Origin of the sequence: Lysobacter sp. yr284 (genome assembly GCF_900107375.1) — a bacterium.
GTDB lineage: Bacteria > Pseudomonadota > Gammaproteobacteria > Xanthomonadales > Xanthomonadaceae > Lysobacter.
Map to the genome: position 1 here is coordinate 1 of NZ_FNPT01000027.1, position 20427 is coordinate 20427.

The following is a 20427-nucleotide window of genomic DNA, read 5'->3' on the forward strand; positions in this document are numbered from 1 at the left end:
AAGCGGCCGAGTTACTTTCTTTTGGCAGCGCGCCAAAAGAAAGTAACCAAAGAAAAACGCTTGTTTAAAGTCACGAGCCACTAGGTCCAGCACCTTTCGCCGGGCTGCGCCGTAAGGGGCTTCCTGCCCCTACGGCGTACGCGCGCATCCATGCGCGCGCCCTCCGGGTCTGCGCGACGGCGGCCTCGGGCGAGGTGGAGGGAAGGGCAAAAGCAACAGCAACAGCAACAGCAATGGCAACGGCAACGGCAACGGCTGTTGGATCCCGGCCTTCGCCGGATCGGCCAAAGGTTGTGCTTGCGCCGCAGTCGGATCGACGCGGCCGCAGCTTGCGCAGCGCCTACAAAGGCGATGCCGCCACGCGCGCCCTACCTGCGCTCGCGCGCCATCTCCGCCCACAGCCGCTCGCGCAACGCCCGCGGCGTCTCGCCGGTCAGGCGCTTGAACGCTCGGCGGAAATCGCGCGGGTCCTTGTAGCCGATCGCCGCGCCGACGCTGGCGATGCTCGGCCCGCGCTCGCGCAGCAGGGCGTAGGCGCGGTCGATGCGCAAGCGGTCGTGGATCTCGTGGAAGCTGGTGCCTTCGCCGGTCAACTGCCGCCGTAGCGTGCGTTCGCTGACGTGCATCTGCGCGGCGATGTCGGTGAGTTTGGGGTCCTGCGGCAGTTGCGCGCGCAGCAGGCGCTCGACCGCGGCGGTGGCCTCGCCGGGCACCGCGCCGGAGGGCATCTGCGCCTCGCACAGCGCCAGCACCTGTTTCGAGGCGATCGGGTTGTGGGTCGGCAACGGCGCGACCAGCCAGTCCGCGTCCAGCACCAGCCGGTTCTGCGGTTGGTCGAAGGCCAGCGGGCAGCCGAACACGTCGTCGTACTTGGCCCGGTACTCGGGCTCGGGATAGCTGAATTCCAGGCGCTGCGGCCGCAGCGTGTCGCCGACCAGGCCGCGCGCCAGGGCCAGGCAGCTGCTGAAGAATTCCTCGGTGACGAAGCGATGGATCGAGGGGAAGGCGATGGTCATCTGTCCGGCCAGCGCCAGGGTGCCCGATTCCGACGCGCTCTCGACGAAACGCATCAGGCTGCCGACCACCGGGGTGAAGCGCAGGCCGATCTGCAGCGCTTCGCCGAAGGTCGCCGCGGTGGTCATCGCCAGGCCGAGCAGGCCGAAGTTGCCCACGTGCTGGGTGCGGCCGATGTCCAGGCCGATGCTCGGCGGCAGCACCTTGAGCGCGCGCTCGATCACCACCGCGGTCGGGCGGTCGGGCAGGCGCACGCCGGGGTCGCTGACCTGGGCCCGGCTCAGCCCGGTGCCGGCGAACCAGTCGTCGCTGGGCGCGCCGATCCGGTCCGCGGTTTCCAGCAGACCCCACAGCAGGTTCGGCGACATCAGCGCGACGTCGCCCTTGGCATCGCCCTTGGCGATGCCGTCTTGATCAGATGGCTGGCGCATCGCCCCTCACGATACTCGGCCGCACGGTTGACCGCGAATGCCCCCCTAGTGTGCCGCAATCGCCCTCACGCGCGCTCGCGACGGCGTCGGAGACTCGTCACTTAGCCATCGCCGGCATGCCGCGCCGCAACACGCGCGACGCGGCGCCGCCACCGCCCCGGGGAGTCCCATGAACCAGCCGATGTACCTGCCGTTGCGCGCCTGCGTCCTCGCCCTGGCCATCGCCGCCGCCGCCTGCGGCCCCGAGCAGGCGCAGCACACGCCGACCGCGCAAGTCGCCGCCGGCGACGCCGCCTTCGCCGAGACCTTCCGCACCAAGCTGCTCGACGCCAAGGCCGGCGACGTGATCGAAGTCCCGCCCGGGCGCTACAGCTTCGACCGCAGCCTGACCCTGCGCGTGGACGGGGTGACCATCCGCGGCGCCGGCCCGGACAAGTCGGTGCTCAGCTTCAAGGGCCAGAAGGCCGGCGCCGAAGGGCTGCTGGTCAACGCCAGCAACTTCGTCATCGAGAACATCGCCATCGAGGACAGCAAGGGCGACGGGCTCAAGGTCAACGAGGGCGAGCACATCACCATCCGCAACGTGCGGGTGGAGTGGACCGGCGGGCCGAGCACCAAGAACGGCGGCTATGGGCTGTATCCGGTCAAGACCCGCAACGTGCTGATCGAGAACTCGGTGGCGATCGGCGCGTCCGACGCCGGCATCTACGTCGGCCAGTCGCGCGACGTGATCGTGCGCAACAGCCGCGCCGAGTTCAACGTCGCCGGCATCGAGATCGAGAACACGGTCAACGCCGACGTTTACGACAACACCGCCACCAACAACACCGGCGGCATCCTGGTGTTCAACATGCCGGCGCTGTCGCAGCAGGGCGGGGCGATCCGGGTCTACAAGAACAAGGTGTTCAAGAACAACACCGCCAACTTCGGCGCCAAGGGCACGCCGGTGGCGAGCGTGCCGGCCGGCAGCGGCGTGGTGGTCAACTCCAACGACGATGTCGAGATCTTCGACAACGACATCAGCGACAACGCCACCACCAACATCATCGTCTCCAGCGTCTATTCCACCGGCTACAAGGACGACAAGGCCTCCAGCGAGTTCGATCCGTACCCCGAGCGCATCAACATCTACGGCAACCGGCTCAAGGGCGGCGGCGATTCGCCCGACGGTTTCGACCTGAAGGCGCTCAAGACCGCGCTGTTCGGCCTGAGCGGCCGTCTGCCCGACGTGCTGTGGGACGGCTACGCCAACGCGCAGCGCAAGGAAGGGCCGCAGCTGTGCATCCGCGACGTGTCCGGCGTGGTCAACGCCGACGGCCCCGGCGGCTACAAGAGCCCGAGCCAGGACACCAAGCCCTACGCGTGCGAGCTGCCGAAGCTGCCGGCCATCGATCTCAAGCGCGGCTGACCGATGCCCGCACTGTCGATGCGTCACGTCGTTGCCGTGCTGTTGTCGTTGCTGGTCGCAGGTTGCAGCAAGCCGCAGGCGCCTTCGCCCGCCGCCGAAGGCGCCGCGCCCGCGGCGCTCGCCGCCGACGCGGCCTGGGCGCCGGTGCGTTTCTTCGCCGACGGCCAGCCCGAAGACCTGGCCGACTGGAACCTGCTGCGCGTGGCCGGCGGCCGCCTGCAGCTCAACCGCGAGGTGCTGCCCTACGACCTCAACACCGCGCTGTTCTCCGACTACGCGCACAAGCTGCGCACGGTGTGGATGCCCAAGGGCCAGGCGGCGAACTACGCCGCGGACGAGGAATTCGATTTCCCGGTCGGCACCGTCTTCAGCAAGACCTTCTACTACCCGCGCGGCGAAGGCGAGACGGTGCTGCGCAGCTACGACGAAGGCCCCGACCTGCGCGGCGGCGGCTTGCGGATGGATCGGGTGCGGCTGGTGGAAACCCGCCTGTTGCTGCGTCGCCAGGACGGCTGGGTGGCGCTGCCGTACGTGTGGAACCGCGAGCAGACCCGGGCGAAGCTGATGCGCGGCGGCGAACTGGTGTCGCTGGAGCTGATCGCCGCCGACGGCGGCCGCGAGAACGCCGACTACGCCGTACCCGACCAGAACCAGTGCGCGGGTTGCCACGGCACCGACATGAAATCCAAGGCGCTGCACCCGATCGGGCCGAAGGCGCGCCATCTCAATCGCGATTTCGACTACCCCGACGGCGGCCTGCAGAACCAGATCGCGCGCTGGACCCAGGCCGGCTACCTGCAAGGCGCGCCCGCGCCGCAGCAGGCGCCGCGCGACGCGGACTGGCACGACCCGTCGGCGCCGGTGAAGGCGCGCGCGCGCGCCTACCTCGACATCAATTGCGGCCATTGCCACAGCCCCAAGGGCCCGGGCAACACCTCGGGACTGTGGTTGAATGCGGCGACGCAGGAGCCGCTGCGACTGGGCCGGTGCAAGCTGCCGATCGCGGCCGGCCACGGCACCGGCGACCACCGCTTCGGCGTGGTGCCGGGCAAGCCGGACGAATCGATCCTGATCTACCGTATGCGCAGCGACGACCCCTCGGTGATGATGCCCGAGCTCGGCCGCAGCGTCGTGCACGAAGAGGGAGTGCAATTGATCCGCGACTGGATCGCCGCGCAACAGGGGCAGTGCGGCTGAGCCGGCCGATAGCGAGGAACACCGAAACCACAAGGCGCGTCGGACGAACGCGCCGGCACCAACCGACGAACGCAAGAACGAACGAGAGGGGAGAGCTTTCGATGTCGTTGCGCAAACACCGCCTGGTCATCGCGACCAATACCGTGCTGTCCGCCGTGTGCGGCGGCGTCTTCGCCCTGGCCGCGCCGGCCGCCTTCGCTCAGGAGGCGGCGCCCGCGCCCAAGGAACTGGACAAGATCACCGTCACCGCGCAGAGCCGCCAACAGGAACTGCAGGACGTGCCGATCGCCCTGCAGGTGGTCACCGACCAACTGATCGACGAGGTCGCCGCGCAGGACCTGGGCGACCTGGACAGTTTCGTGCCCGGCCTGGTGGTCGACAGCCTGCAGCCGACCCAGCCGGGGTTCGAGCTGCGCGGCATCAGCACCGACGACTTCGGCATCGGCACCGACCCGGCCGTGGGCGTGTACGTGGACGGCGTCTACGCCGGCCGCGGCGGCGGCGTGCTGCTGCCGTTCACCGACGTCGAGCGCATCGAAGTGCTCAAGGGTCCGCAGGGCACCCTGTTCGGCCGCAACACCGCGGCCGGCGCGATCTCGATCATCACCCGCAAGCCCGACACCCGCGCCACCGAGGTCAAGGCCAAGCTGCGCATCGGCAACTACGGCAAGCAGTACGTCGACGGCACGCTGAACCTGCCGGTCAGTGAGGACTCGGCGTTCCGCTTCAACGCGCTGGTCAACCACGCCGACGGCTGGATCCAGGACGCCGAAACCGGCCGCGACCTCAACCCGGAGAACAACTGGGCCACCCGCGCCGCGTTCAAGACCCGCTTCGGCGAGCGCACCAGCGCGCTGATCAGCTGGGACCACGAGAGCCTGGACCAGCTCGGCCAGGCCACCACCGGCATCGTCGCGCTGCCGCCGGCGCCGGGCCTGGCGCCGTTGCCGGTGGACGAGCGCGGCTACCTCGACCCGCGCAAGATCGGCACCGTCAGCGACGCCGAAGGCAACGAGGAATCGCGCCGCTTCGACGGCGTGACGTTGATCGTCGACCACGGCACCGACTGGGGCGGCTTCACCTCGACCACCTCCTGGCGCGACTACGACTCGGTCAACCGGGTCGAGGAGGACGGCACCAACCGCCGTTACCTGTACGTCGACTCGACCAACACCGAGAGCAACCGCAGCTTCTACCAGGAGTTCAAGTTCAACGGCAGCACCGACAAGCTCGACTGGATCGCCGGCGCCAGCTACTTCGACGAAAGCGCGCGCCAGACAAGCGAGGTCAACGCGACCACCGACTCGGTCGACACCATCGTGCACAACCTGGGCATGGCGCCGACCCAGTCGGGCTACCTGTTCGGCGAAGTCGACGCCGGCCTGGCCCAGCTCGGCATCCCGATCCGCCTGCTCGGCCACAACTGGAACGAGACCTTCCGCAACACCCTGGACACCAAGGCCTACGCGGTGTTCGGCGACGTGATCTGGCACGTCAGCGACAAGCTCAACCTCACCGTGGGCCTGCGCTACACCCGCGACGAGAAGAAATTCAGCTGGCTCAACAATCCGCGTTCCTCGCCCGGGCTCGACGCCGCGCTCGACCAGCTCGACGCGCTGGGCGCGTTCCAGGTGATCGGCATCCCGCGCGACTTCTTCGTCTTCGACGTCGCCTTCATCGACCCGCCGGCGATGCTCAACAAGGGCGTGCTGCGCCGCACCTCCAACAGCTGGAGCGACCTGAGCCCGCGCTTCGTCGTCGACTACCACATCAGCGACGAGACCATGGTGTTCGCCTCGCTGGCCAAGGGCTACAAGGCCGGCGGCTTCAACTCGCTGCAGATCGGCAGCAGCTTCGAGAACGAGGACGTCTGGAACTTCGAGACCGGCATCAAGACCTCGTTCCCGCAGCAGCGCATGCAGCTCAACGCTTCGCTGTTCTACTACGTCTACGACAACCGCCAGGCGGTGCGGCTGGACAGCAGCACCGACATCCCGCGCTTCGTCGTCGATACCTCGGACCTGGAAGCCTACGGCCTGGACTTCGACATGCGCTGGCAGGCCACCGACAACTTCGGCCTGGACTTCAACGCCAGCTTCATCGACTCGACCTACAAGACCTACGTCACCTCCGACGGCATCGACGCCAGCGGCGATCCCACCGGCCTGCCGTACTGGTCGGCGGCCGGCGGCCTGCACTACCGCATCCCGATGGAGGCCAACGGCGACATCAACATCGCCCTGCGCCATTCCTACCGCGGCAAGGTGCGTTGCAGCGAGGAGTCGCGCGCGCAGAACCGCTGCGGGGTGAGCCCGGCGCTGGACCTGGGCGAGGCGCAGAACCGCACCGACCTGCGCATCGCCTGGACCTCGCCGCAGGACCGCTGGGGCCTGGCGGTGTACGGCAACAATCTGTTCGACAACCAGTACGTCAACTCGCTGGGCACCTACGGCAAGAACGTGCTCGGCACGGTCGGCGCGCGCCTGACCGAGCCGCGCACGTACGGGATGGAGTTCAGCGCGCGGTACTGATCCGGCGGATCGCCAGGCGGGCGGCTGCGGCCGCCCGCTTGCCGCGCGGCGCCGGCCGGGGCCGCGGCTGGACATGCGGCGCGCGCTCGGCTATCCATCGTCCCGGACCGGGGGGCGATCCATGAGCAGGCATTACCGCAAGTACGAACCGCTGCCGTCGCGACTGCGGCGGATGAGCCGTTACCCGTTCGCCGCCCTGTCGGGCCTGTGCATGCTGCTGGCCCTGTGGCGGGCGGCGTCGGCGCTGCTGGAGTGGCGCGCCGGCTCGGCCGCAAGCGCGGTCGGCGAGTTGGTGTTCGTCGTCTTGCCGGTGTCGATGCTGGCCGCGATCTTCTTCGTCGGCTATCGCTGGGCGCGCGGCGCGGCCTCGTTCGGCGGTGTATTGGCGGCGCTGCTGGCCACCGCCGCACTGGCCGCGTTCTTCGCCGCGCTGTCGTCGATCCAGCTGAAGACGTTCTGAGCCGGCCGCGCGCGGCGCCGCCGCGGCTTTCCGGTCCGCGGCTCCCGCCCTATCCTTACGCCCATGCAGAGCCGTAAGGACGGGCCTACCGTCGATCTCCACACGCAACCGCTGCCGCGCATGCCCGGGGTCGGGCCGGCCGTGGCCGAAAAGCTGGCGGCGCGCGGGCTGCTGACCCTGCAGGATTTCTGGCTGCAATTGCCGCGCCAGTACGAAGACCGCACCCAGCTCGCCGCGATCGCCAGCCTGCGGCCGGGCGTACCGGCGCAGGTGGAAGGGCGGGTCGAGGCGGTCGAGCGCGGCTTTCGCTACCGGCCGATGCTGCGGGTGGCGGTCGGCGACGATTCGCACGGCAACGTGGTGCTGCGTTTCTTCCATTTCCGCGCCGCCCAGGTCGCCCAGTTCCAGGTCGGCGCGCGGGTGCGGCTGTACGGCACGCCCAAGCCCGGCCAGCACGGGCTGGAGATCGTCCATCCCAGCTACCGCATCCTCGACGACGGCGCGCAGGTCGAGCTCGGGCAGGCGCTCGACCCGGTCTATCCGGCCATCGAAGGCATCGGCCCGGCGACGCTGCGCAAGCTGATCGGCTATGCGCTCGACCGCCTGCCCGACGACGCGGCGCTGGAACTGCTGCCCGACGAACTGCGCCAGCGCCTGCAACTGCCGACCCTGCGCGAAGCGCTGCTGACCGTGCACCGGCCGCCGGCCGACGCCGACGTCGCCGCGCTGATCGACGGCCGCCATCCGGCGCAGCGGCGGCTGGCGCTGGAGGAACTGCTGGCCCATCACCTCAGCCTGCGCCGCCAGCGCATCGCCCAGCAGGCGCACAAGGCGCGTCCGCTCAAGCAGGTGGCGCTGGCCGAGAAACTGCGCAAGTCGTTGCCGTTCAAGCTGACCGGCGCGCAGCGGCGGGTGTTCGACGAGATCCGCGTCGATCTGGCCAAGCCCTCGCCGATGCTGCGGCTGGTGCAGGGCGACGTCGGCAGCGGCAAGACCGTGGTCGCCGCGCTGGCGGCGATGCTGGCGGTGCAGCACGGCCGCCAGGCCGCGCTGATGGCGCCGACCGAGCTGCTCGCCGAGCAGCACCTGAGCAACCTGCGCAAGTGGCTGGAGCCGCTTGGGCTGCGCGTAGCGTGGCTGGCCGGCAAGGTCACCGGCAAGGCGCGCAAGCAGGCGCTGGAAGCGGTCGCCGACGGTAGCGCCCAGGTCGTGGTCGGCACCCACGCGTTGATGCAGGAGGGCGTGGCCTTCCACGACCTCGCCCTGGCCATCGTCGACGAGCAGCACCGTTTCGGCGTGCACCAGCGCCTGGCCCTGCGCGACAAGGGCGTCGGCGGCGCGGTCGGCGCGAATGCGATCGTGCCGCACCAGCTGGTGATGACCGCCACGCCGATCCCGCGCACGCTGGCGATGACCGCCTACGCCGACCTGGACGTCTCGGCCATCGACGAACTGCCGCCGGGGCGCACGCCGGTGCAGACCGTCGCGCTCAGCGAGGAGCGCCGGCCCGAGCTGGTCCAGCGCATCCGCACCGCCTGCGCCGAAGGTCGCCAAGCCTACTGGGTGTGCACGCTGATCGACGAATCCGACGAAGTGGTCGCGCAGGCCGCGCAGAGCACGTTCGAGGACCTGTCGAAACAGCTCGCGCCGCTGCGCGTGGGCCTGGTCCACGGGCGGATGAAGGCGAAGCAAAAGCAGGAGACGATGCGCGCGTTCAAGGACGGCGAGCTGGACCTGTTGGTCGCCACCACCGTGATCGAAGTCGGCGTCGACGTGCCCAACGCCTCGCTGATGATCATCGAGAACGCCGAACGCCTGGGCCTGGCGCAATTGCACCAGCTGCGCGGGCGGGTCGGCCGCGGCAGCGCCGCGTCGAGCTGCGTGCTCCTGTACCGCGCGCCGCTGTCGGGGCTGGCGCGGCAGCGCCTGGAAACGATGCGGCAGACCCACGACGGTTTCGTGATCGCGCAGAAAGACCTGGAATTGCGCGGCCCCGGCGAACTGCTCGGCACCCGCCAGACCGGCCTGGCCGGCTTCCGCGTCGCCGACCTGGGCCGCGACGCCGACCTGCTGCCGCTGGTGCAGGAGGTCGGCGAGCGCCTGCTGGCGCAATCGCCGCAACTGGCCGAGCGGATCGTCGCGCGCTGGGTCGGCGGCGCGGCGCGCTACGCGTCGGCGTAAGCGCGGCGGCTCGGCCGGCGGCTTGGCCGGCGCTTGGCCCGGCGACGCGTTGAGGCGCGGCTCGCCGGTCGCGGTCGCGATGGGCGTCGGCCCTTCGATCCATCGCCCGGAGACGGGCCGGGCCTGATCCGGCCATCGCGGCGACGCTGCCCGCATCGCCACTGCGCGTGCGTCGCAACGCCTGCGCCGGCGCCGTGCTGCAATGATCGGGCTTGCGGACGCCACGGATGGCGGCGTGCGCAGGCGCGACCGTCGCGCCATCGATCCGCGTCTTCGACAAGGAGCCTGTCATGCCCCTGCTTTCCGATCTCCCGCCCGGCACCGATGCCGCCCGCGCGCCGGCCGCCGAGGTGCGCCGCAGCGCCGATCTCGCATCCGGCGCGTCCGCACGCGCGCAGCAGGCGCGCTTGCGGCGCGCGGTGCCGAGCCTGTTTTCCGCGTCGCCGCGCAGCCCGGCCGCGCCCTCGGCGCGCATCCTGGCCAGCATCGTCGGCAGTTCCGGCGACGACACGCTCTACGGCACCGCCCAGGCCGACACCATCGAAGGCCTGGACGGCAACGATGCGCTCTACGGTCTGGCCGGCGACGACATGCTCGACAGCGGCGACGGCGACGATGTGCTGACCGGCGGTCCCGGCGACGATGCGCTGCACAGCGGCCAGGGCAATCCGTTCTTCGTGTTTTCCGCCGGCGACGGCCACGACCGGGTCTATCACAGCGATCCCTGGGGCCAGTTCATCGCGGTCCTGCATTTCCAGGCCGACGTCGATCCCGCCACGACCACGGTCGAGCGTTCCGGCGACGACCTGGTCGTGCATTACGGCAACGCCGACAGCGTCACCGTGGTCGACTATTTCCCCGGTGGCGACGATCCCTGGCCGCGCGGCGTCGACGAGTTCTGGTTCGCCCAGGGCGCGGCCTGGGACACCGCCGAGATCCTGTCGCGGCTGCCGCCGGGCCAGGGGCTCTGAGCCGGCGCGCGGGGCGGGAGCGACGCCCCCGTCCCGGCGCATCCGCCCGGCCCCGGCCCAGGCAACCGCCCGAGCCGGCAAAACCCGGCGAATTCGACGATTCCGGCGATTTCCCCGCTCGCCCGAGTTAGGGCATAGTGTCCCGCCAGCAGGAGAGCCCGACCCGGATGCCGGGAGAGCCCCACAACGCGGCGATCGGAGGGTTCTGCCCGGCCTTCGACCGGCTGCCCCCCTTGCTGCAGACACTGCACCGCGACGGCGGCGCCCTGGCCGGCGGGATCGAACTGCGCACCGGTCGCGGCCTCGCCGGAGTTATCGGCCAACGCCTGGCGCGTACGCTCGGCATCCCGCTCGGCCTGCGCGCGCGCGACTTGCCGCTGCCGCGTTTCCTGTTTTCGCGCACCGATGCCCGCACGCGCATCGAGCGCATCGACGGCGAAGAGCGTTATCGCTTCGCCGTCGCCTTCTCGTGGTTTCCCTTCGGCGAACTGCTGCGCTACCCAGGCGCACTGCACGCTGTCCCGGCCGTTACGGCCCCCTCGGCCGCTTCGGCCGGCGCGGCGAACGTCGCTGCGCACTGTTCCGCACAACGAGTGACTTCATGACCGATCGCATTCCCCTGCTCATCGACACCGACCCCGGCGTGGATGACGCCCTGGCGCTGCTGATGGCGTTCAACGACCCGCGCCACGAGATCGTCGGCCTGACCATCGCCGCCGGCAACGTCGGCCTCCAGCACACCGTGGCCAACGCGCTGAAGCTGTGCGAAGTGGCCGGCCAGGACATCCCGGTGTTCGCCGGCGCCGACGCGCCGCTGCTGCATCCCTCGCCCGACGCCGGCTACGTGCACGGCCAGGACGGTTTCGGCGACGTCGGCTTCGAGGCCGCCAAGCGCCAGGTCGAAGCCGAGCACGCGGCGCTGGCGATCATCCGCCTCTCGCACCAGCACGCCGGCAAACTGCTGCTGGTGGCGCTGGGCCCGCTGACCAACGTCGCGCTCGCGCTCAAGCTCGACCCGACCCTGCCGCAGCGCATCGCGCGCCTGGTGGTGATGGGCGGCGCGGTGACCTGCCAGGGCAACATCACCCCGGCCGCGGAGTTCAACGTCTATTTCGATCCGGAAGCCGCGCACATCGTGTTCGAGGCGTTCGAGCGCATCGACCTGGCCGATTGGGAAGCGGTGATGGCCCACGGCCTGCACCACGATCGCGTGGTCGGCTGGCTCGCCGCCGGTTCCGAGCGCGGGCGTTTCTACGAGCGCATTTCCGAGAAGACCCGGCTGTGGTCGATCGACCGCCGCGGCGACGAGTGGCACGCCGCCGACGCGCTGGCGATGGCGTTCGCGCTCGAACCCGACGGCGCGCTCGACGTGCAGGACCGGCCGGTGTCGATCGAGCTGGAAGGCACCCACAGCCGCGGCGCGACCGTGGTCGATTGGCGCCGGCAGGAAGGGCGGGCGGACAAGGTGTCGATCCTGATGAAATACGACCAGGCCCGGTTCGAGCGCTTGATCGCGGCGGCGCTGGCCGCGGGCTGAGGCGGCGCGGGCGGGGCCGGATCGGATTTTCCGGTCCGGCCTGGGCGGCGCGTTGGACCGGCAGGATCGGGCGGCAACTGCGCGGCATCCGGGCCGGGGCAGGCCGGGTGCCCAGGGTTCTCAATCGGCGCTGCGATCAATTTCTTTGTGCCGCGTGGACTTGCGCGACCCACCCATGCATGTCTATACTGCCCGACTTTCCCGCACACCTTAAGGTTGAGTGCCATGAAGGCAGGCATCCATCCCGAATACCGCGACGTCGTGTTCCAGGACGTCACCACCGATTTCCAGATCCTGACCCGTTCGACCCTGTCGAGCAAGGAAACGATCAAGCTCGACGGTGCCGAGTACCCGCTGATCAAGGTCGATATCTCGTCGGCCTCGCACCCGTTCTACACGGGCAAGCACAAGATCATGGATACCAGCGGCCGCGTCGACAAGTTCCGCAAGCGGTACGGCGCGCAGAAGTAATCGCGTGCCGCGCCGGAGCGATCCGGCCGGAACTTGCAGCAAGCGCTTCGCTGTACGCACAACGGCTGCCCGCAAGGGCGGCCGTTTGCGTTTGGGTCCGTTTCGGCCGCCCATTTGATTCAGCCCGGCCGCGTTTGTGGGAGGGGCTTCAGCCCCGATGCTTTCCTCTCGGGTCGCGGCAACCGGATCGGAAGGCATCGGGGCTGAAGCCCCCAAAGCCGCTGCTCCTGCTGGGCGCCGCGCTTGCCGGCGGACAGGGCGCGGCGAGCCGGCCGGTCCGGCAAGCCGACCGCCGCGGCCATGCCCGGCAGCCGCCCAACGCCTCGAAGCCGCTCCGCTCCGCCCACTGCCGCCGCGCCCCGCGAATCGAGCCGCCACATCCCGGCAACCGGGCGGTCGAATACTGACCGGTGGCCGCCGTTCGCCGCCGCGCCGGCGCAACGATCCATCGCGCCAGACCCGGCGCCGCGACCAAAGTCCGAGCATGGGCTCGGAATGCGTTGTGCGATAATTCACTATCGCAACGTGCTTGCGACCCCCCGTTGCCCTCCTGTCGCGGCCATCCCTGCGGCAGGCAGACTGAGGAGTGTTTCGTGTCCGAAGATTCCAACAAACGCCTGGACCAGGTGAGCGTCACCGCCGGCGACAAGAACTTTGCCCTGCCGGTGCAGCATCCCACCCTCGGCGCCTCCTGCGTCGACATCGGCAAGCTGCCGAAGGAAACCGGGATGTTCACCTACGACCCGGGCTTCACCGCGACGGCGAGCTGCAAGTCGGCCATCACCTACATCGACGGCGACGCCGGCGTGCTGCTGTACCGCGGCTACCCGATCGAGCAGCTGGCCGAGAAGTCGAACTTCCTCGAAGTCGCCTACCTGCTGATGAACGGCGAACTGCCGACCGCGGGCGAATTCTCCAAGTTCGAGCACGAGGTCACGCATCACACGATGATGCACGAGGCCTTCCGCACCTTCCTCTACGGCTTCCGCCACGACGCCCATCCGATGGCGATGCTGGTCGGCATGCTCGGCTCGATGGCGAGCTTCTACCACAACGAACTCGACCTGGAAGATCCGGAACAGCGCCGCCTGGCCGCGATCCGCCTGATCGCCAAGGTCCCGACCATCGCCGCGGCCTGCCACCGCTATTCGATCGGCTGGCCGATCCGTTACCCGAAGAACAGCCTGGACTACACCACGCGCTTCCTGCACATGCTGTTCGAAGTGCCGAGCGAGCCGCTGGAGCTGAGCCCGGTCGCGGCCAAGGCGATGGATCTGTTGTTCATCCTGCACGCCGACCACGAGCAGAACGCCTCGACCTCGACCGTGCGCCTGGTCGGTTCCACCGGCGCCAACCCGTACGTGAGCGTCGCCTCCGGCGTCGCCGCGCTGTGGGGGCCGGCGCACGGCGGCGCCAACGAAGCCGTGCTCAAGATGCTCAACGAGATCGGCCGTCCCGAGAACGTCAAGTCGGCGGTCGAGAAGGCCAAGGACAAGGAATCGGGCTTCCGCCTGATGGGCTTCGGCCACCGCGTTTACAAGAACTACGACCCGCGCGCCGCGCTGGTGCGCAAGATGACCCACGACGTGCTCGGCGAGCTGGGCATCAACGACCCGCTGCTGGACGTGGCGATGAAGCTGGAAGAAGCGGCGCTGAAGGACGACTACTTCGTCCAGCGCAAGCTCTACCCGAACGTCGACTTCTACTCGGGCATCATCTACAAGGCGCTCGGCATCCCGGTGGAGATGTTCACCGTGATGTTCGCCATCGCCCGCACCGCCGGCTGGGTCTCGCACTGGCTGGAACAGCAGAACGACCCGGAAAACAAGATCGGCCGTCCGCGCCAGATCTACACCGGCCACGGCGTGCGCGACTACGTCGCCGCCGACAAGCGCTGAGCCGCGCCGCGATCCGCCTCGCGCGGATCGCAAGCGCTCGACGCTGGCCAAACGCCCCGCTTATGCGGGGCGTTTTCGTTTGCGCGCGCGGCGCGCGAGCAGCGGCTCAGCCGTCGATGTCGGGAAACCGCTGGCGCGCGCAGTCGCGCAGGCGTTGCGCGCCGGCGGGGTCGCTCGCTTCCAATTCGTCGGCCAGATCCATCTGCGCGCCGGGATCGCCGCTCAGCGCCGCGCGCCGGCGCAGGCGTGCGACCAGGTCGCGTTCGCCGGGCGTGGCGCGGCCGTGTTCGTAGCTCCCCGCCACGTCCAGGCTGCGCGCCAGCGCGTTGTAGCCGGCCGGCGCGCCGCGTTCGAGCAGCCAGGCGGCGAGGGTCTGCGCCGATTCCCAGTCGTCGTCGTACAGCGCGAGCTTGGCCAGCGCGGCGGCCGCACGCCAGTGGCCCAGGCGCGCGGCGGCGATCAGCTCGGCCTCGCCGGCCGGCGTGCGCGCGCCGGCGTCCAGCGCGGCGCGGAAACGGCGCTGGCCCGCGTCCGCCAGCGGCGGCAGGCCGGCGCCGGCGGTGGCGCAATCCAGGCGCGCGGGCGGCTGCCGCGCCTGCGCGCTGGCGTCCCAGGCGGCCTGCGCGTCGAGCGCGCGGCGCAGGCGCCGGGCCACGGTGCGTTCGTCCAGGCCGGTCCAGGCGGCGCGCGCGCTGCGCCGGCGCAGGTTTTCGTCCAGGGCGCGGTCGGAGTCGGCCTCGGCGTGCTGGCGCGCGCGCGACGGCCCCGCCTCGCCGCGTTCGATGCAGGCGTCGAAACGCGCCTGCGGCCGCTTCCAGCACTCCGCCGCGATCCGCACCGGAGAGCGCATCGCCAGGGTTTCCAGCGCATAGCGTTCCTGGCCGGGACGGGCGGACACCGCGGCGCGCGCGCTCTCGTCGGTCACGCCGCGCTGGAGCACGGTGCCGTCCTCGAGCTGCCATTGGTAGGGCTCGCCGACCCAGTGCGGGTCCAGTTGCAGGTAGTGCGCCGGTTCCGCGGCGAAGGCGCCGGGCGCGGCGGCGAACGCCGCAACGGCGAGCCACAGCGCTGCGGCCAGCGACAGTGCGCTGGCGCTGCGGCGGCGGGTTGCATGAGCGGTCATCGTGCGGTCCTTGCGGCGTCGCCGCAGTATTCCACGCACCGCTGCCGCGCGCGGTTCAGTCCAGCTCGGGGCCGCGCCCGCGCATGGCCTCGATGAAGTGCGCGTACGCGGCGCGATCGGCGGCGGCGCTCGTCGGCAGGGCGTCGCGTTGCCGGCGCGCCTGGCTTGCGGCGTCGGCGGCGCCGAGCGCGCCCTTGAGCACGCCTTCGCGCAACTCGCGCAGGCGTTGCAGGCCCAGGCCGGAGGCGTCGGCGTAGCGGTCGGCCTGCGCGATCAGGAACCCGGCCAGCGCCGGCGGCAGCCGCTGCGCGGGCGCGATGTCGGCGCGGGTGTAGGGATAGATGCGTTTCTGCTTCCATGGGTCGAAACCGCGGCTGCCGAAGCTGTCGTTGCGGCCGAGGAAGATCAGCGTGGTCGGCACCACGATGCGCGTTTCGCGCGGCGGGCCGGGGCGGCTCCAGACCGCGACCGTGTGGTTGGACGTAGGCCACAGCAGGCCGACGCCGTGGACGCCGCCCAGGCGGGCGAGGGTGGCGTAGAACGCCGACAGTTCGTCGCACTCGGCCACCGCGGTGGCGCGGTCGGGCGCCGGCGCGCGCAGCGCCTGCCATTGCCGCCAGATCGCGTCCGAATTGGGTTCGCGGTCGGTGATCGCCCAGCGCAGGTTCCAGTAACCGCCGTCGCGCGAGGCTTCGAACAGCAACCGGAGCCAGGCGAAGTCGGGGTAGGGCAGTTGTTGCTCGCTCAGGCCTTGCGCGCGCAACAGGGCGAGGTAATCGGCGCGCACCGCCGGGCTGCGCTGCGAGGCGGCGGCGCGGGCGCGCAGGCGTGCGATCACGTCGGCGACGGTGGTGCCGGCGTTGGCCGGCGCGGCGGTGCGTGGAACTGGAGCGGCGCCGGTTTTGGCAGCGGTAGTCGACGCTGCAGCGCCGCCGGCCTGGGTGGTCGCCGCGGCGGCCCACGTCGCCGGCGCCATGGCCGCGGCCAGGAGCGCGAGATGGATGAGGCGCCAGGAACGCCGGCGGTCGGCAGCGTGGGCGGTGCGCGGTTGCAGTCCTTGCATGTCGCTTCGATCCGGTCGAGTGAGCCGCGGTCGCGGCCGTTGCCGAGCTTTGGTGGCAGGGACTTCAGTTCCGACGCCTATCGATCCGCTCGCCGCGATCCGGCGCGAAAGCGTCGGGACTCAAGTGCTTCCCGCAGGAGCCTTGCGGTGCGATGGCGATCGCGCCGGCGCTCAGCCGCGCTCGAACAGCGAGATTTCCTCTTCGGCCAGGATCTGCCGCAACTGCGCGGCCGAGGCGCGCCGCATCGGTTTCTCGTCGACGTTGGACAGCGGCGCCTGGCGCAGCACGTCCAGCGGCAGCACGGTCAGGTCGAAGCCCAGTTCTTCGGCGCTGAACACCCACACCGGGAAGTCCTCGGCGCGCTCGCGGTCCAGGCGCAAGCGGCGTTCGCGCGTTTCGGCCGGGATGTGGTGCTGTTCCAGGAAGCGCGGCACCGCTTCGAAATCGTCGCAGTAAAGATGCAGGGCGACCGGGCTGCGCGCGTCGGCGGTGCCGTCGAGCACCGGCCCGACCAGGCGCGGTTCGAAGCCGGCGAAGAACTCCATCGCCCGCAGCGCGGCCTCGCGGCGCTGGCGCAGGCCGTCGGCGTGCTCGCGCTGGAACAGGCGCTGGTACTCGCGCAGCGCGTCTTCGATCTCGCGGTTCGCCGGCAGCGAGGCGTCGTCGAAGATGCCGAGGCGTTCGGCGGCCTTGAGCTTGGCCTGGTGGTAATCGCGGTAGCCGCTTTCGGCCATCAGCCGGGCCGCCTCGTGGGCCACGCGCCGGCGACGCTCGCGGGTGCGGGTCTGCGCATGCTGGTGTGCGTGCTGTCGGGCCTGGTGCATCTCGACCTCCGGGCGGGCACGTCACGGCGAGGGCGCTCGCCGCGGCCGGGGTGCACCGGCAGGCCAAAGCTAGCACGTCCGCGCGGCGCGGCAATGTCCACGCCGGGCCGTGCGGCGAGGCGCCAGATCGGGCAAGCGGGGCTGTGTTCAGGCGGTTGTGGGAGGGCCTTCAGGCCCGATGCTCTTCTTTCTGATCGCCGCGACCTGACCGGAAAGCGTCGGGCCTGATGGCCCTCCCACAACCGCTCGGAGCATCGGGCCTGAAGGCCCTCCCACAAAAGCCGCTGGCTTTCCCGCGAACGCCCCAGCACGGGCAGAAAAAAAGCCGCACGCGCGAGGCGTGCGGCTTCGGGTTTTCGCGATGGGGCCGCGGTCAGAAGATGTCGAAGGATTCTTCCGACGGCGCCTGGTCTTCGCTGCCGTAGTCGGTGTAGGTCTGCATCCGCTCCAGGTCCTCGGCCTTGACCCACTCGACGATGCCGCCGGCGCCGTCGGGGATCAGCGCGCCGCTGGCGCCGACCGAGACCTTGACCATGCCTTCCGGCGGCTCGTTGTCGTGCAGCGGCTGGTCCTTGAGCGCCGCGCGCATGTAGTCGATCCAGATCGGCAGCGCGGCCTTGCCGCCGTATTCGCGGTAGCCCAGCGACTTGTAGTTGTCGCGGCCGACCCAGACGGTGGTGACGTAGGGGCCGCCGAAGCCGGAGAACCATGCGTCGCGGTGGTCGTTGGTCGAGCCGGTCTTGCCGCCGACGTCGTCGCGGCCGAGCACCTTGGCCGCGGTGCCGGTGCCGCGCTTGACCACGTCGCGCAGCATCGAGACGATCTGGTAGGCGATGCGGTCGTCGATCGCGCGCGGCGCGACCTTGATCTGCGCGATCTCCTGCGGCGTGAGCTTCTTCGCCGGCTCCTCGGGCTTGGCCTTCTTGTCCTTTTCCTTCTTCGGATCGGGCTTCTTGGCGCCGGCGACCGCGCCCGGCGCCGGGCCCAGGTCGAAGCCGTCGACGATGTTGTTGGCCGGCAGCGCCGCGCTGGCGGTGCCGCCGCGGCCGACGCACTGCGGGCAGGCGGTGGCGGGCTTTTCCTTGAACACCACCGCGCCGGCGCGGTCCTTGACCTCGTCGATGAACCACGGATCGACGCGGAAGCCGCCGTTGGCGAAGGTGGCGTAACCGCGCGCGACCGACAGCGGCGTCAGCGAGGCGGTGCCCAGCGACATCGACAGGTTCGGCGGCAGCTGTTCGATGTCGAAGCCGAAGTGGCTGATGTACTTGCGCGCGAAGTCGACGCCGATGGCGTCGAGCAGGCGCACCGAGACCAGGTTGCGCGACTGCACCATCGCCTCGCGCACGCGCATCGGGCCGGCGAAGTTGCCGCTGTCGTTCTGCGGGCGCCAGATGTGGCCGCGGCGGTCCTTGAACACCACCGGGGCGTCGAGCACGATCGAGGCCGGGTTGTAGCCGCGTTCGAACGCGGCCGCGTACACGAACGGCTTGAAGCTCGAACCCGGCTGGCGCCGCGCCTGGGTGGCGCGGTTGAACTTGGCGCCGGCGAAGCTGTAGCCGCCGGACAGCGCGCGCAGCGCGCCGTCGCCCGGTTCCAGCGAGACCAGCGCGGCCTGCGCCTGCGGCAGCTGGTCGAGGCGGTAGCTGATCGTCGGCGGCGCCGCCGGCGGCGCGGCGGTTTCGCCGGGCGTCGCGGCGGGCGCGGCGGCGGGCGCCGGCGCGGCGGTCTCGATCCGCGCCACCCGCACCAGGTCGCCGCGCTTGAGCAGGCTGCCGGGGCTGCGGCCGAGGAAGCCCTGCTTCTCGCCCAGGGCGAGTTCGGTGCCGTCGGCGAGCACCACGCTGGCCTGGCCGCCGGCCGCCGACAGCACCACCGCCGGCAACAGGTTGGCCTGGGCCGGGATGCCGCGCAGGCGCACCTTGGCGGCGGTGGCGTCCTCGCTCGGCGCCAGTTCGAAGTGCTGCTCCACGCCGTGCCAGCCGTGGCGGCGGTCGTACACCGACAGGCCCTCGCGGATCGCCTTGTCGGCCGCGGTCTGCAGCTGCGGGTCGATGGTGGTGGTGACGTGGTAGCCCTTGGTCAGCGCCTCGGCGCCGTAGCGGGCGACCATCTCCTGGCGGACCATCTCGGCCACGTACGGCGCGTACACCTCGACCGGGCGCTCGTGCGGGCTGGCGTGCATCGCCACCGCCTTGGCCGCGTCGGCTTCGGCGCGGGTCACGAAGTTCTGCTCGGCCATGCGGTCGAGGATGTAGTCGCGGCGGATCTTGGCGCGGTCGGGATTGCTCAGCGGGTTGCCGCTGGAGGGGAACTTCGGGATGCCGGCGAGCGAGGCCATCTCGTCCAGGCTCAGCTCGTTCATCTTCTTGCCGTAGTAGAACTCGGCGGCGGCGCCGACGCCGTAGGCGCGGTTGCCGAAGAAGCTCTTGTTCAAGTACAGCTCGAAGATCTCGTCCTTGCTCAGCTCGCGCTCCATGCGCATCGCCAGCAGCATTTCGCCGAGCTTGCGCTTGTAGCTGTATTCCGAGCTCAGGAAGTACTGGCGCGCGACCTGCTGGGTGATGGTCGAGCCGCCGGGCACGCGCTTGTCGTCGGTGGTGGCCAGCAGCCACACCGCGCGCCCGATGCCTTTGTAGTCGATGCCGTGGTGGGTGTAGAAGCGCGAGTCTTCGATCGCGATGAACGCGTTCTTGAGCCGGTCGGGCACGTCCTCGATCGCCACCGGGTAGCGCCGGGTCTCGCCGAACATCGCCATCAGGCGGCCGTCGCGGGCGTAGACGTACATCGGCTCCTGCAGCTCGATCGTGCGCAGGGTCTCAACGTCCGGCAGCTTGGGCACGATCAGGTAGTACAGCGTGCCGAGCGCGATCGCGCCCAGCAGGGCCGCACCGATGAACGCGTACAGCGCCCAGCGCAGCCAACGGCGAAGTCGGGACATCTATTGGGCTTCCGGGTGTCGTGTGGTCGTGGCGGGGAAGTATAGATGAGCGCGGAACGCGACCCGGGTCGCGTTCCGCCCGCGGCCGGGGTGACGCGGTGCGGCACCCCGGGGCGGGCCAGGCCGGCCGCGCCCGCGGGCGGCGGCGGGCGGGACCGGCGGGCGGGCCGCTCGCCGCGCGATCGGCGCCGGGCCGCCGCCGGGCGCGCTGGCGCTCACGCAGTCTCACCCGTGGCTGGCACGGCTTGCGCGAGCTGTGAGCGCGCGCGCACTGCGCGGTGGCGGTTCGCTGGGAAATTGCAGGCGCCGGCACGGATCGCGGTGCGCACCCGCCGGCAGGATCGGGCGAACCCGGGCGCGCAAGCCCGGCGCGGAC

Annotated in this window: 15 protein-coding genes; 10 read left to right on the top strand and 5 right to left on the bottom strand. The window is 70.5% G+C overall.

Annotation, left to right across the window (positions count from 1 at the left end; all coding sequences use genetic code 11):
* Positions 1-368: 368 nt before the first annotated feature.
* A complete protein-coding gene (locus BLV01_RS22895) occupies positions 369-1445 on the bottom strand; it encodes an AraC family transcriptional regulator (RefSeq protein ID WP_091805673.1) in 1077 nt (358 codons plus the stop codon).
* A gap of 169 nt (positions 1446-1614) precedes the next feature.
* Between BLV01_RS22895 and BLV01_RS22900 the strand changes: the two genes are divergently transcribed.
* The 10 genes from BLV01_RS22900 (at position 1615) to BLV01_RS22945 (ending at position 14099) form a co-directional block, all read left to right on the top strand.
* Entirely contained in the window at positions 1615-2853 is a 1239-nt protein-coding gene (locus BLV01_RS22900; RefSeq protein WP_254782741.1) for a parallel beta-helix domain-containing protein, read from the top strand.
* Positions 2854-2871: 18 nt separating this feature from the next.
* Positions 2872-4050: an SO2930 family diheme c-type cytochrome gene (locus tag BLV01_RS22905; RefSeq protein WP_091805784.1), complete on the top strand. Its 1179-nt coding sequence runs from the start codon at positions 2872-2874 to the stop codon at positions 4048-4050.
* A 101-nt stretch (positions 4051-4151) separates the two neighbouring features.
* A complete protein-coding gene (locus BLV01_RS22910; protein ID WP_091805676.1) occupies positions 4152-6581 on the top strand; it encodes a TonB-dependent receptor in 2430 nt (809 codons plus the stop codon).
* Between the two features lie 121 nt (positions 6582-6702).
* Positions 6703-7041, top strand: coding sequence for a hypothetical protein (locus tag BLV01_RS22915; protein WP_091805679.1), 339 nt, complete (start codon positions 6703-6705; stop codon positions 7039-7041).
* A gap of 63 nt (positions 7042-7104) precedes the next feature.
* A complete protein-coding gene (gene recG / locus BLV01_RS22920) occupies positions 7105-9222 on the top strand; it encodes an ATP-dependent DNA helicase RecG (RefSeq protein WP_091805682.1) in 2118 nt (705 codons plus the stop codon).
* Positions 9223-9512: 290 nt separating this feature from the next.
* Positions 9513-10193 carry a calcium-binding protein gene (locus BLV01_RS22925; protein WP_175486220.1) on the top strand — a complete coding sequence of 227 codons (681 nt, stop codon included), beginning with the start codon at positions 9513-9515 and terminating at the stop codon, positions 10191-10193.
* 137 nt (positions 10194-10330) lie between these two features.
* Complete coding sequence (locus BLV01_RS22930) at positions 10331-10798, top strand: DUF4166 domain-containing protein (protein ID WP_139179114.1); 468 nt, start codon at positions 10331-10333, stop codon at positions 10796-10798.
* The gene (locus tag BLV01_RS22935; RefSeq protein ID WP_091805691.1) at positions 10795-11730 is read left to right on the top strand and encodes a nucleoside hydrolase; all 936 of its coding nucleotides are present in this window, start codon (positions 10795-10797) and stop codon (positions 11728-11730) included. The genes BLV01_RS22930 and BLV01_RS22935 overlap by 4 nt, the downstream gene beginning before the upstream one ends.
* A 225-nt stretch (positions 11731-11955) precedes the next feature.
* Positions 11956-12201 carry a type B 50S ribosomal protein L31 gene (locus tag BLV01_RS22940; RefSeq protein WP_057946400.1) on the top strand — a complete coding sequence of 82 codons (246 nt, stop codon included), beginning with the start codon at positions 11956-11958 and terminating at the stop codon, positions 12199-12201.
* Positions 12202-12794: 593 nt separating this feature from the next.
* Positions 12795-14099 carry a citrate synthase gene (locus tag BLV01_RS22945; protein WP_250445037.1) on the top strand — a complete coding sequence of 435 codons (1305 nt, stop codon included), beginning with the start codon at positions 12795-12797 and terminating at the stop codon, positions 14097-14099.
* Between the two features lie 106 nt (positions 14100-14205).
* Here BLV01_RS22945 and BLV01_RS22950 read toward each other — a convergent pair whose 3' ends face one another.
* From BLV01_RS22950 to BLV01_RS22965, 4 genes are all read right to left on the bottom strand, one after another.
* Complete coding sequence (locus BLV01_RS22950) at positions 14206-15222, bottom strand: hypothetical protein (RefSeq protein WP_091805694.1); 1017 nt, start codon at positions 15220-15222, stop codon at positions 14206-14208.
* Positions 15223-15277: 55 nt separating this feature from the next.
* Positions 15278-16285 (bottom strand): hypothetical protein, encoded by a 1008-nt coding sequence (locus BLV01_RS22955; RefSeq protein ID WP_091805696.1) that lies wholly within the window; start codon positions 16283-16285, stop codon positions 15278-15280.
* A 171-nt stretch (positions 16286-16456) separates the two neighbouring features.
* A complete protein-coding gene (locus BLV01_RS22960; protein WP_091805698.1) occupies positions 16457-17110 on the bottom strand; it encodes a hypothetical protein in 654 nt (217 codons plus the stop codon).
* Positions 17111-17483: 373 nt separating this feature from the next.
* On the bottom strand, positions 17484-20051 hold the full coding sequence (locus tag BLV01_RS22965; RefSeq protein ID WP_091805701.1) for a penicillin-binding protein 1A: 2568 nt from the start codon (positions 20049-20051) through the stop codon (positions 17484-17486).
* Between the last annotated feature and the right edge of the window lie 376 nt (positions 20052-20427).